Origin of the sequence: Barnesiella sp. An22 (genome assembly GCF_963931395.1) — a bacterium.
GTDB classification, from domain to species: domain Bacteria; phylum Bacteroidota; class Bacteroidia; order Bacteroidales; family Barnesiellaceae; genus Barnesiella; species Barnesiella merdigallinarum.
On sequence record NZ_OZ007014.1, the window covers coordinates 1,066,354 to 1,079,157 of the forward strand.

13 protein-coding genes and 1 tRNA gene are annotated in these 12,804 nt (G+C 55.7%); 8 read left to right on the forward strand and 6 right to left on the reverse strand.

The features are described from left to right. Positions 1 to 7: 7 nt before the first annotated feature. The 4 genes from ABGT88_RS04335 (at position 8) to ABGT88_RS04350 (ending at position 2,164) form a co-directional block, all read left to right on the forward strand. Entirely contained in the window at positions 8 to 412 is a 405-nt protein-coding gene (locus ABGT88_RS04335) for a hypothetical protein (RefSeq protein ID WP_143240913.1), read from the forward strand. Continuing rightward, positions 409 to 873 carry a hypothetical protein gene (locus ABGT88_RS04340; RefSeq protein WP_346700620.1) on the forward strand — a complete coding sequence of 155 codons (465 nt, stop codon included), beginning with the start codon at positions 409 to 411 and terminating at the stop codon, positions 871 to 873. The genes ABGT88_RS04335 and ABGT88_RS04340 overlap by 4 nt, the downstream gene beginning before the upstream one ends. 5 nt (positions 874 to 878) lie before the next feature. Further along, positions 879 to 1,376, forward strand: a complete 498-nt coding sequence (locus ABGT88_RS04345) for a hypothetical protein (protein ID WP_258326616.1) — start codon at positions 879 to 881, stop codon at positions 1,374 to 1,376. 77 nt (positions 1,377 to 1,453) lie between these two features. After that, positions 1,454 to 2,164 (forward strand): DUF3667 domain-containing protein, encoded by a 711-nt coding sequence (locus tag ABGT88_RS04350; RefSeq protein ID WP_346700623.1) that lies wholly within the window; start codon positions 1,454 to 1,456, stop codon positions 2,162 to 2,164. Positions 2,165 to 2,253: 89 nt separating this feature from the next. Here the strand turns inward: ABGT88_RS04350 and ABGT88_RS04355 are convergent, their stop codons facing one another. The 6 genes from ABGT88_RS04355 to ABGT88_RS04380 form a co-directional block, all read right to left on the reverse strand. Next, the gene (locus ABGT88_RS04355) at positions 2,254 to 2,817 is read right to left on the reverse strand and encodes a peptidylprolyl isomerase (protein ID WP_087408230.1); all 564 of its coding nucleotides are present in this window, start codon (positions 2,815 to 2,817) and stop codon (positions 2,254 to 2,256) included. Between the two features lie 66 nt (positions 2,818 to 2,883). Continuing rightward, positions 2,884 to 3,582, reverse strand: a complete 699-nt coding sequence (locus ABGT88_RS04360; RefSeq protein ID WP_346700625.1) for a DUF4919 domain-containing protein — start codon at positions 3,580 to 3,582, stop codon at positions 2,884 to 2,886. A gap of 201 nt (positions 3,583 to 3,783) precedes the next feature. Further along, positions 3,784 to 4,455: a phosphate signaling complex protein PhoU gene (gene phoU, locus ABGT88_RS04365; protein ID WP_162611673.1), complete on the reverse strand. Its 672-nt coding sequence runs from the start codon at positions 4,453 to 4,455 to the stop codon at positions 3,784 to 3,786. Between the two features lie 172 nt (positions 4,456 to 4,627). Further along, entirely contained in the window at positions 4,628 to 5,188 is a 561-nt protein-coding gene (locus ABGT88_RS04370) for an FKBP-type peptidyl-prolyl cis-trans isomerase (RefSeq protein ID WP_087408227.1), read from the reverse strand. 22 nt (positions 5,189 to 5,210) lie between these two features. Continuing rightward, positions 5,211 to 5,789, reverse strand: coding sequence for a LemA family protein (locus tag ABGT88_RS04375; RefSeq protein ID WP_087408226.1), 579 nt, complete (start codon positions 5,787 to 5,789; stop codon positions 5,211 to 5,213). Between the two features lie 18 nt (positions 5,790 to 5,807). Continuing rightward, entirely contained in the window at positions 5,808 to 7,352 is a 1,545-nt protein-coding gene (locus tag ABGT88_RS04380) for a glycine--tRNA ligase (RefSeq protein WP_087408225.1), read from the reverse strand. A 215-nt stretch (positions 7,353 to 7,567) separates the two neighbouring features. Between ABGT88_RS04380 and ABGT88_RS04385 the strand changes: the two genes are divergently transcribed. The 4 genes from ABGT88_RS04385 (at position 7,568) to ABGT88_RS04400 (ending at position 12,348) form a co-directional block, all read left to right on the forward strand. Continuing rightward, positions 7,568 to 10,243, forward strand: coding sequence for a DNA gyrase/topoisomerase IV subunit A (locus tag ABGT88_RS04385; protein WP_346700629.1), 2,676 nt, complete (start codon positions 7,568 to 7,570; stop codon positions 10,241 to 10,243). 2 nt (positions 10,244 to 10,245) lie between these two features. Next, the gene (locus ABGT88_RS04390; protein ID WP_298663349.1) at positions 10,246 to 11,127 is read left to right on the forward strand and encodes a DUF3316 domain-containing protein; all 882 of its coding nucleotides are present in this window, start codon (positions 10,246 to 10,248) and stop codon (positions 11,125 to 11,127) included. Positions 11,128 to 11,141: 14 nt separating this feature from the next. Continuing rightward, complete coding sequence (locus tag ABGT88_RS04395) at positions 11,142 to 12,176, forward strand: S41 family peptidase (RefSeq protein ID WP_087408223.1); 1,035 nt, start codon at positions 11,142 to 11,144, stop codon at positions 12,174 to 12,176. Between the two features lie 87 nt (positions 12,177 to 12,263). Then, positions 12,264 to 12,348: transfer RNA gene (locus ABGT88_RS04400), tRNA-Leu, on the forward strand. The last annotated feature ends 456 nt before the right edge of the window (positions 12,349 to 12,804 follow it).

Below are 12,804 nucleotides of genomic sequence, written 5' to 3' on the forward strand. Positions count from 1 at the left end.
AGAGAGTATGGAATTATATTACAAGGAAGAACGAGATCGCGATTTGTACCGGGCCTACAATGCCGCCCTCAAGTCGCTGGGAAAAGCCGCCCTGGATACCCCTCGCGAGAAGGTAATCCGCCGGGTGGTCTATTCGGTAGCCCCCCGATTCTACATCAGTTACGAAGAGGCTCGCCGCAATGTGAAGCGCATCTTCAGCGGGCAGTCGCCTCGTTGTGCCTCGGCTGTCCGCATTGCGATGTACAACGACCTGGCCAACCTGCTGGCCAGCTACCTGCGCCGTCGGCCCCGGGCTACGTTCAACGAAGCGCTCTGCGCGGTGTTGGCCGAGAAGCCTGCACCCCGTTTCTATCTGTCGGAGCGGTCGGCCCTGCTTATCATTTACCGCATGCAGAGGGGAGGTGCCTCATGAGGCGCCTGGTCCGTTGCGTGTGCCTGCTGATTTTGCTGGCCGAGGCTTCCGGGTGCAAGAGTGTCCGGCAAAGCACGGCGTCGCAGCGGGCGCAGTGGGAGGGCGAGGTCGAGCGTGAGCTGACGGCCGTGGTCGACTCGGTGCTTCGCTACGAACTGGAGGGGAGCACCCGGTGGGAGTGGACGCAACTCGACTGTTCGCTCGATACCGTGCGTCCCGACGCAACTGCCCCTCGCTTGCGGGTGACCCGCCTCACCCGCACGGCCTCGGTAGCGGCCCGTCGTGAGAGTGCGGTGGGCGACTCGCTGGCCGTGCGGTCGAAGGGGCAGGTGCAGGGGCGGAGCGAGCAGTCTGCGCATGACACGCGCCAAACCCGCACCCCGGGCCTGTCGCTTCTGGGGCTGGTCGGGGCAATCGTTGTAGTTCTATCGATTATTTACATCATAATAAAAAGGAGATGAGAGAGATGAAAGATGAGAAAAAAGTGTGGGAGACGGTACTGTTTTCGTTTTCCGAAGATGAGATTTTGCGTGAGCTGACAGCCGAGAGTTCGTATGTGGCCAAGAGTCTGGTCGGCACTGCCGAGTTGCAACCGGGGTGGAGTCGCTCGATTGTTGTGACCGAGGACGACCGGCTGTTTCTCGACCGCTGGCTTTCCGATGCCCGCGACGCGATGACGCGTTCCCTGTCGGCCTACCTGTCGGGCGAGTTTGCCTCGACCGACAACCGGGTGGTCTTTGCCATCGTGTTGCCCGAGCATCGGGCGCAGGGGCTCGACGAGTCCATTTGCCACCAGCTCGAGCGGGCCATCGTGCACCATGTGCTGGCGCAATGGTTTGCCACCAAGCTGCCCGACGAGAGTGCCCGCCGGCAGTTGCAGTACGAGGGTGCCCTGTCGGCCGTCAAGAGCGACATCGGGCTGGCCCGCAACCGCCGCCCGCATCGCCCGACGAACTATTTTTGAAACTTCGGGCTTGAGGTTGTTGGCGGGCAGGGAGGGATGATGTATCTTTGTGCACTGATTTTAATCTGGATAGAGCGATGATTTGCAAAAACTGCGGAACCGAGTTCGAAGGAAACTACTGCAACCAGTGCGGGCAGAAGGCCACGGTGGGACGATTGACCTGGAAGAGTGTGTGGGACAACCTGTTGCACGGTATTTTCCATGTCGACAATACTTTTGTCAAGACCACGCGCATGTTGATTGTCCACCCCGACCGGCTGCTGAGCGACTACTTTGAGGGGCGTCGCAAGGGATATATGGCTCCCATCCCGCTGCTGGCGGTGTGGTGTGTGATTCTGCTTTTTTTCGGACACATCAAGGGGTTGCCCGGGAGCATCTCGACCCTTGAGACGTCGGCCATGCACAACTGGATCGTCGAGCATTATACCCTGCTCACCATCGCTACGGTGCCGTTCATGGTGTTGGCTGTGAAGATAGCCTTCCGCAAGGCCGGCTCGGCGAGGTACAACTGGGTAGAGTATCTGCTGGGTTGCTGCTACCTGTCGGTGCTGTACATTCTGCTTTCGCTGGTGTTGATACCGGTCGGGTGGGTGCTGGATGCTTCGTATTATCAGGCCTATCAGTGGGGCAGTATGGTGCTCAGTCTGATTCCTACCTATTGGGCCGCCTATTCGCTCTTCCCCGACAAGTTCTGGATAACCCTGAGGCGCACCCTGTGGGCCGTGGTGCTCTATCTGCTGTTTTTTTCGGTAATCGGCGTCGCTCTCATTTACCCGTTTGTGGATTAGGCAGCGAGGCGCGATAGAGATACAACGAGGGGGAGACCGGCCGGTTGGCGGGTTCTCCCCCTCGTGTTAGGGTTGGATGCGGGTGCCGGTTAGTGGCAGCCGTCGCAGCAATCGCCGCAGCCGTCGCCGCAACCTCCGTGGTCGTGACCGCAACCGCAGCCACAGCTGTGGCGGGGGTGCAGCTCCTCGTCGGTGGCGTCGCGTACCAGTTTCACTACACCTACGTAGTGCAGGTTTTCGCCGGCCAGCGGGTGGTTGAAGTCCATGAGCACCTTGTCGTCCGAGACCTTCAGTACCGAGCCGTTGATGCGGTAGCCTTCGGCAGTCATCATGGGCACGGTGTTGCCCTCGAATACGGTCTGGTCGTCGAACTTGCCGTCGACCATGAAAATCTCTTTGTCGAGCTCGATTACATGCTCTTCGTTACGCTCGCCGAAAGCCTCGTCGCTGGTGAGCACGAAGTCGAACTTGTCGCCCTCTTTCAGTCCGTCGAGCCGTTTGAGCATGGCCGGGAGGATATTTTGGTCCACACCGTAAACGAACTGGTCGGGCATTTCGTCGGTGGCACGCATCATCAAAGTCTCTTCAGGTTCGCCTGCGCCTGCATAGAGGTCGTAGGTGAGAACCACAAATTTACCGGGTTTAATTTCCATAAGGTTTTGTATCGATTAAATGGTTAGATATTTGTCGGTTGGGAATCCAGATAACCACTCGCGGGCCTACCGGTCGTAGAACTTGCGGTTATACTCCTTGAGCAGTTTCTTGACGTTGAAGTAGAAGCCCTCGATTTTGAGGGGGTTGCTCTCGATGGAGATGTAGTCGAAGTAGGGCTCGACGAAGATAAATTCGGTGGCGGTGAATCCCTGCCGGTTGACGATGTTGTACTCGTCGGTAGGGCTTATCACGAACCAGGCCGTTTCGGGAGCCTTGCCGTCGCCGGTCGAGAGGATGGCATTGATAATGCCTTTGAGCCTATATTCCCACAGGTCGGCCTCGCGGTTCTTGCCGTTCTGGCGCAGACCGTAGACGAGGAAGTTGATTTGCCGCAGGTCGAAGGGGACATCGGCCAGAATCTTGCGGGCATACTTGATGAGCGAGTCGCACTCCGACTCGGTGTGTACCGTTTGCAGATACATCTGCTCGATGTGGTTGGGCACCTCGATGGTGTGGTAGGGGTTGTAATCCTCCTGGCTGGCATATCCCAGGTAGAGGTGGCGAAACTCCTGCAAGGTCATGGTGGTGTCGTTGCTGAAGTATTTTTTCAGCAGGTCGGGGTAGTAGTAGGGCGACCGACTGTCGCGCACGGCCTCTTCGATTTTTTCCATATCGGGAATTTCGTAGGTGTGCGATTCGGCTGCGCTGAGCGGCAGAACGCTCAACCCGAGCAGGTATATGAGTATGGCGTAAAAATGTTTCATCGTTTACGATTTATTAGCTGGTGGGCCGTAGCCCCTTCGCCCGGCCCGGGCGATATATGTTTTGTCTATCAGAGTGAGACATCGGGCTCATTCTGATAGACAAAGATAACCTTTTCTTTCGACAATAGGTCGATTTTTTACCGTAAAAGATGATAAAACATTTTACAGCCTGTACCACTCCCCGCGTGTGCAGGGGCTGAATCAGCCCTGTTTGCCGGCGTGCTTCAAGATCTTGGCATCGAGGTAGAATACAATCTCCTCGGCGATATTGTTGCAGTGGTCGCCTATGCGCTCGAGCCGGCGGATGATGCTGATGAGGTTGAGGCACTCGATGGCCCGCTCGGGGAACTGTTGCAGATACTCGGCAATGATGGGCACGGCGGCGTGGTTGAGCTCGTCGACCCGGTTGTCTTTGTTGAAGACGGCGATGGCTTCGGACGACTTCTCCTCGATGAGGGCGTTTTCGGCCTGGGTCATCATGGCCTTCACGATGTCGAGCATCTCTTTGATGCCGGTCTTTTCGAAGAGTTCCGACTCGATGTTTACCTCGGGGTAGTCGATGACGAAGCGGGCAATGCCGTCGCAGAAGTCGGCAATGCGTTCCAGATTGTTGCTGGTCTTCATCATGGCCAGCGTGAAGCGCAGGTCGAGTGCTACGGGGTTGTAGAGGCCGATGATGTCTTCACAGTCGCTGTCGATTTTCAGCTCGAAGGCATTGACTCTCTTCTCGCGATAAGTGACCTCGTGGGCCAGCTCCTTGTCCATGGAGAGCAGGGCTTCGCCGGCACGGTTGAGTTGCGAGTTTACCAAGTCCCACATTTCGAGAACCTCTTTTTTCAGGTCGTCGAGTTCTTTTTCGATGTATATCATGATGGTAGTATATTAGACGTAAGTGTTGATAATCTGTTTAATGGAACAAAGAAAAGCGGTTGTTGTTTCCTCCTCGTTACATCGGTTTTACAAATATATGACAAAACGGAGCAAATAGAAAACGGCTGTCCGGAAAAGAGACAGCCGTTTTTCATATGGCGAAAAAGGGTTGCCTTTACTCGTAGTCGTCGTACACCGGTTTCTCCAACCCCGGGATGGCCACCAGCTTCATGTCGAAGACCAGCGTCGAGTAGGGGAGAATCAGCGACGACATGTATTGCGAACCGTAGCCCAGTGTCTGGGGGATGATTACCCGGCAACTGTCGCCCACCTTCATCTGTTCGAGCGCGATAATCCATCCCTTGATGTTCTGGTTTACGCGGGTGCGGTAGATGCTGTCGGTCTGCTGGTACGACGAGTCGAAGGGGGTGCCGTTGTAGAGCATGCCCTTGTAGATGACGTCGACCGTGCTGGTCTGGTAGGGCGACTGGGCGTCGCGGTTGAGGCTCGTGTCGTTGTAGTATTTCATCAGCACGTAGATGCTGCGGTCCCAACTGGGCACCACCTTGGTGTAGACGGGGTTTCCGGCTTCATCCTTGGCCCCGAGCTGTTCGATGAACCAGGCGTCGTTGTTGTTGCGCCACGTTTCATACTGGGTCCAATAGTCCTCGGTCTCCTTACACGAGATAATTCCCACAAGGAGAGCGAGTAATAGAAAAACAGGTAACTTCTTCATAATGAATATTTAGAGCTATTGATTAAAATTCTACGACAGGTGCCTGGGCTGCACTCTCTTCGGCCTTGAACTGCGGCTTGGGGTCGAACCCGAAGAGCTTGGCGGTGATGAGTGCGGGGAATTTGCGAATCTTCTGGTTGTAGGCGTTCACGGCATCGGTGTAGCGCGACCGCTCGGTGGCGATGCGGTTTTCGGTGCCTTCGAGCTGGGCCTGCAGCTCCAGGAAGTTCTGGTTGGCCTTCAGGTCGGGATAGTTCTCGGTGATGGCCAGCAGTTTACCCAATGCGCTGGACAACTCGCCTTGAGCGGCCTGGTACTTTTGCAGGTTCTCTTCGGTGAGGTTGGCCGGGTCGACGGTGACTTGTGTCGCTTTGGCGCGGGCAGCAATCACGGCTTCGAGCGTTTCGCTTTCGTGAGAGGCATATCCCTTGACGGTGTTGACGAGGTTGGGCACCAAGTCGGCACGTCGTTGATACTGGTTCTCTACTTTCGCCCATTGCGCGTTTATGTTTTCGTCGGCTTCGACTATGCTGTTGTAGCTGCACGACGAGAACGAGGCAACGATGACGATGGCAAAAATGGCTCGAATGAAATTTCTCATATTCAACGATTTTATAGTTTATTCTGCTACTTTTTTCAATAACGATTTCATGCTCACCTGTTCGCCGATGAGGCTCTGCAGCTGGTCGATGGCCACACGTTGTTGCTCCATGGTGTCGCGGAAACGTACGGTCACGGTGTTGTCTTCGAGAGTCTGGTGGTCGACGGTGATGCAGAAGGGAGTACCGATGGCATCCTGACGACGGTAGCGCTTACCGATCGAGTCCTTCTCGTCGTACTGGCACTTGAAGTCGAAGCGCAGCGAGTTGATGATTTCGCGGGCCTTGTCGGGCAGACCGTCCTTGCGGACCAGCGGCATCACGGCGGCTTTTACGGGAGCCAGCGGAGCCGGCAGGCGCAGCACTACGCGGCTGTCGCCACCCTCGAGCTGCTCCTCGCAGTAGGCGGCGGCCATCACACTCAGGAACATGCGGTCTACGCCAATCGAGGTCTCGATGACGTAGGGGGTGTACGATTCGCCCAGTTCGGGGTCGAAATATTGAATCTTCTTGCCCGAGAACTTCTCGTGGTTGCTCAGGTCGAAGTTGGTGCGCGAGTGGATACCCTCTACCTCCTTGAACCCGAACGGCATCTCAAACTCGATGTCGGTAGCGGCGTTGGCATAGTGGGCCAGCTTCTCGTGGTCGTGGAAGCGGTATTTCTGGTCGCCCAGGCCCAGAGCCTTGTGCCATTTCAGACGGGTCTGTTTCCATTGCTCGAACCACTTGAGCTCTTCGCCGGGACGTACGAAGAACTGCATCTCCATCTGTTCGAACTCGCGCATGCGGAAGATGAACTGGCGGGCTACGATTTCGTTACGGAAAGCTTTGCCTATCTGGGCAATACCGAAGGGGATGCGCATGCGGCCCGTCTTTTGTACGTTCAGGAAGTTGACGAAGATACCCTGAGCCGTCTCGGGACGCAGGTAGACCTTCATCGAACCGTCGGCTGTCGAGCCCATCTCGGTCGAGAACATCAGGTTGAACTGGCGTACCTCGGTCCAGTTTTTCGTGCCGCTGATGGGGCACACAATATCGTAGTCGAGGATGATTTGACGCAGTTCGTTCAAGTCGACGTCGTTCATCGCCTTGGCATAGCGGGCGTGCAGCTCGTCGCGTTTGGCCTTGTGCTCGAGCACGCGGGGATTGGTCTCTCTGAAGAGCTTCTCGTCGAACGAGTCGCCAAACCGTTTGGCAGCCTTCTCGACCTCTTTCTCGATTTTCTCGTCCATCTTGGCGATGCAATCTTCGATGAGGACGTCGGCGCGATAACGCTTCTTGGAATCCTTGTTGTCAATCAGAGGGTCGTTGAAGGCATCGACGTGACCCGAGGCCTTCCAGATGGTGGGGTGCATGAAGATGGCGGAGTCGATGCCCACGATGTTTTCGTGCAACAGCACCATGCTGTCCCACCAGTATTTCTTTATGTTGTTTTTCAGTTCTACTCCCATTTGACCGTAGTCATACACGGCGGCCAGACCGTCGTATATTTCGCTCGAGGGGAATACGAAACCATACTCTTTACAGTGTGATACCAATTTTTTGAAAACGTCTTCTTGTGCCATTTCTTTGTAGGTTTATTGCTTGCTTTTCGTGTTATCTTTGCATTTTTTGGCTCGATTTATCGCTTAATCGGGCTATTTTAGAGCACAAAGTAAATGATTTTTTTCGATTAAATTTGTATTTTTGCAGGGGAATGTAGCAATACATTTCTTTAAAAAATAAAAAGGGCATGCACTTGAGCATGCGCTTTCCCCGTTTCAAAATCCAAAATTTGCCCATGAGCGACGATATAACCACACCGCAGGAAGAAGATATGCCCCAAGTACCCGCTGGCGAAAACGAAGATTCGACAGCGTCGCACTCGACTTACAAAGTACCTACACCGGACAAGCCCGATACCAAATTCCAACTCTCGGGCATGTTTCAGAACTGGTTCCTCGACTATGCCTCGTATGTCATTCTCGAGCGGGCCATTCCGCACCTTTCCGATGGTCTGAAGCCGGTACAGCGGCGTATCCTCCACTCCATGAAACTGCTCGACGACGGGCGTTTCAACAAGGTGGCCAATATCGTGGGCCATACCATGCAGTTCCACCCCCACGGCGATGCCTCTATCGGAGATGCGCTGGTGCAATTGGGGCAGAAGGATCTGCTTGTCGAGTGCCAGGGAAACTGGGGTAATATCCTCACGGGCGACTCGGCCGCAGCTCCCCGTTACATCGAGGCGCGCCTTTCGAAGTTTGCGCTCGACGTGGTGTTCAATCCCAAGACGACCGAGTGGAAACTCTCGTACGACGGCCGCAAGAAGGAGCCGGTGACACTGCCGGTGAAATTCCCCTTGCTGCTGGCCCAGGGGGCCGAGGGTATTGCCGTAGGTTTGTCGTCGAAGATTCTGCCTCACAACTTCAACGAGATTCTGGAGGCGGCCGTGGCCTATCTGCGGGGCGAGGAGTTCCATCTCTACCCCGATTTTCAGACCGGCGGCTACATCGATGTGACCAAATACAACGACGGCGAGCGGGGTGGCAGCGTGAAGGTGCGTGCCAAAATCGAGAAAATCGACAACCGCACCCTCTCGATTGTCGAGATTCCGTACAGCAAAACCACCTCGTCGCTCATCGATTCGATACTCAAGGCGCAGGAGAAGGGCAAAATCAAAATCCGCAAGGTCGACGACAACACGGCGCAGCACGCCGAGATTCTGGTTCACCTCATTCCCGGCACCTCGTCCGACAAGGCCATCGACGCCCTCTACGCCTTCACCGACTGCGAGGTGAGCATCTCGCCCAACTGCTGTGTCATCAACGACGACAAGCCGCACTTCATGAGCGTGAGCGACCTGCTGCGCATCAGTGTCGAGAATACCAAGGAGCTGTTGCACCAGGAGCTGCTCATCCAGAAGGGCGAGGCGCAGGAGGTGCTGCACTTTGCTTCGCTCGAAAAGATATTTATCGAAAACCGCATATACAAGGACCGCGAGTTCGAAGAGAGCCGCACGATGGACGAGGCCATTGCCCACGTCGACCACCGGCTCGAACCCTTCAAACCCTCGTTTATCCGCGAGGTGACGCGCGACGATATTCTCCGCCTGATGGAGATCAAGATGGCGCGTATCCTCAAATTCAACTCCGACAAGGCCGACGAGCTCATTGCCGCCAAGCGTGAGCAGATAGCCAGCATCGACTACGACATCGAGCATCTGGTCGACTACACCATCAAGTGGTACGACTCGTTGCGCGAGAAGTATGGCAGTCGCTATCCGCGCCTCACTCAGGTGCGCAGCTTCGATACCATCGAGGCGACCAAGGTGGCCGAGGCCAACGAGAAGCTCTACATCAATCGCGAGGAGGGTTTCATAGGTACTTCGCTGAAGAAGGACGAGTTTGTGTGCAACTGCTCCGACATCGACGACATCATCCTCTTCTACCGCGACGGCAAGTACAAGGTGGTGAAGGTGAGCGAAAAGATGTTTGTGGGCAAGAATCTGCTGCATATCGCCGTCTTCAAGAAGAACGACAACCGCACCATCTACAACGTGGTCTACCGCGATGGCAAGGCGGGGCTCCACTACATGAAGCGGTTTGCCGTGACGGGCGTGACGCGCGACAAGGAGTATGACCTCACGCAGGGCAAGCCCGGGTCGCGGGTCGTGTGGTTCTCGGCCAATCCCAACGGCGAGGCCGAGGTGCTGCGGGTTACCTTCGTGCCCAAGCCTCGCATGAAGACCCTCTTTGTCGACCGCGATTTCAGCGAAATCGCCATCAAGGGGCGCCAGTCGATGGGCAATATCCTGACCAAAAACGAGATTCACCGCATCTCGCTCAAGGAGCGGGGCGGTTCTACGCTGGGCGGCCGCAAGGTGTGGTTCGACCGCGACGTGCTGCGCCTCAACTACGACGGCCGGGGCGAATACCTGGGCGAGTTCCACGGCGACGACCAGGTGCTGGTGGTGCTGGACAACGGCGAGTATTGTACCACTACCTCCGACGCTACCAACCACTACGACTCCAATATCCTGCGCATCGAGAAGTTCGAGCCCGACAAGGTGTGGACCGTGGCGCTCTTCGACGCTTCGCAGGGGTATCCCTACCTCAAGCGCTTTGTTTTCGAGCCGAGCAGCCGCAAGCAGAGTTTCCTGGGCGACAATCCCGCCTCGCGTCTGTTGCTGATGACCGATACCGCCTATCCGCGTATCGAGGTGACCTTCGGCGAGGGCGATGCCTTCCGCGAGCCGCTGGTGGTCGAGGCTACCGACTTCATTGCCGTGAAGGGTTTCAAGGCCAAGGGCAAGCGGCTCACCACCTATGCGGTGGCCGAGATTCGCGAACTGGAACCGTTGCGTCGCGAGGAGGATGAGACGGCCGAGGGTGAAACCCCGACCGACGAAACCAACCCCGAAAATCGGGTAGATACCCCGGAGGATAATCCCTCGGGACAAATGTCACTGTTTTGATTATGACAACACGTAAGTCACTTTTGTGTGCTCTGTTGGGGGCCGCGCTTTTATTCCCGGGTTGCCTGCGGGCCGGGGAACCGGTTTTGGAACCGTTGCGGGAAAAGCTGCAAGAGGAAGAGCCGTTGCGCCCCGTAGCGACTGCCGTTACCTTCGAAATCGGGCGGCAGAGCGCGCTCGATACCTATCTGTCGCCTATCCGTTATCGGGGGCTCGACGTGGCGTTGGGTTACGAACGGCTGCGGGCGGCGAGTTTCGCTCCCGAAAAGTGGTTTACCCGTCACAATGTGCTGGCCAATTTTGCCACGATGACCAACGAGTCGGGCAGTGGTTCCATGCTCTCGTTCTACCTCGACTATTCGTTTGCCATGTTGCGTCGCTGGCAACTGCTCGACGGCCTGTGGCTGGCCGGTGGCGGTGAGGCGGCCCTCACGCTGGGCGGGCTCTACAACCAGCGCAACTCCAACAACCCGGCTACGGCCAAGGCCGCTATCGACCTGGGTGCCACGGCTATGGCTTCGTATCACCTGCGGGTGGGGCGGCTGCCGCTCACCTTCCGCTATCAGGTGTCGCTGCCGGTGGTGGGTGCCTACTTCTCGCCGGCCTTCGGTCAATCCTACTACGAGATGTTCTACATAGGCAATACCGGCGGTATTGTCCAGTTCGGGGCGTGGCACAACCGGGTAGACCTGCGCAACTACCTCTCGGTAGACCTTCACCTGGGCAAGATGGCTCTGCGGTTGGGGTACCGGCAGTTGATGCGCACGACCCACGTCAACCACATCGACACCCAGGTGCTCAACCACATGTTCGTGTTGGGTATCTCGGGCGAGATATTCCGTTCGGCCCCTCCGGCCCGTCGGGTAGTGTCGCTCTATTATTAAAAGGAAAATAGGTTATGAAACGTAAACACATATCGGTAAAAACAGGATTGCTGCTGTCGATTCTCTCGCTCCTTCTGCTCTCGTCGTGCCACAAGGTCGAGGTTTTCGAAGACGACCCCTACGGCAACTTCGATGCGCTGTGGACCATTCTCGACGAGCGGTACTGTTTCTTCGAATACAAGGATATAGACTGGAGCCAGGTGGGCATGAAATACCGCAAGAAACTGACCGAGCGGATGACCTCGGAAGAGCTCTTCGACGTGTGCGGCGACATGCTCATGGAGTTGAAAGACGGTCATGTGAATCTGGTTTCGGCCCACAATACGTCGCGCTATTGGGATTGGCTGAACAACTCGCCCGAGAACTATCAGGAGCGGCTCGTCGACGAGTATTACCTCAACTTCGACTACCGTTATACGAGCGGTATCAAATACAAGATTCTGCCCCAGAACGTGGGGTACATGTACTACGGCAGCTTCTCGAGTGCTATCGGCGAGGGTAACCTCGACCAGATACTGGCCTATCTGGCCACTTCGACGGGACTGATTATCGATGTGCGCAGCAACGGTGGCGGTTCGCTGTCGAATGTCGAGACTCTCGTCTCGCGCTTCATCAATCAGGAGACGCTTGTGGGCTATATCTCGCACAAGACTGGGCCCGGGCATCAGGATTTCTCGGAACTCTATCCCATCAAATACAAACCTTCGAATCGCATCCGGTACCAAAAGCCGGTGGTGATACTGGCCAATCGAGGTACATTCAGTGCGGCCAACAACTTCGTGTCGGTGATGAAGGCGTTGCCCAATGTCGTAGTCATGGGCGATATTACCGGCGGCGGCAGCGGGTTGCCCTTTTCGTCGGAGCTGCCCAACGGCTGGAGCATCCGTTTCTCGGCCTCGCCCATATACGACGTGAATCGCGAGCACACCGAGTTTGGAGTGGCTCCTACCGAAGGCTTCAAGATGGACATGGATCTGGAACAGGCCTCCCAGGGGCACGACTCCATTCTCGACCGGGCCATCGCCTATATCGCTACGGGTGGAGCGTGAGGGGCGGTGCACCCTTGCTGCGGGTAAACTTTGTAACCCGATTCATTGTATAATAGGTAAACTTCTTGTATATTTGTGCCGTCGTTTGCGGACGTGGCGTAATTGGTAGCCGCGCTAGACTTAGGATCTAGTGTCTTGCGACGTGTGGGTTCGAGTCCCGTCGTCCGCACCAGAGAGGAAGGGGAGAGTTGAGATACCCCTTGTATGTTATAGGAGGCCGACCCTTTAAAGTCTTTGACTTTTGGGTCACCCTCTTTTTTATGGGGTGTGTAGGTCTATGCGATGAGGTGCATGTGCCGGGATATACCGGTGGGCGACAGGGGGAACTGAATCTTCTTGCAGCATGTGGTATCGGGAACAGAATGATACGACCGGTGTATCACCCGGTGAGGGCATCTGGCCGCTTCGGGTCAGAGGGGGGTATTTGTGCAGGGATAAATGTCGTTGGGGCAGGTACAAAAAAAAATTGATTGTCTCACGACAACCAATCTTTGTTAACCTTAAATCTAATACCATGAAAAACACAGTGCAAATATAGTGCTTTTATATGTTGTACAACATGTTTTTGGCGAAAAAGTTTCTCTGTTTAACTCTTTTTTAAAGATAAGAGCCCTGTTTTAAAAGAAAG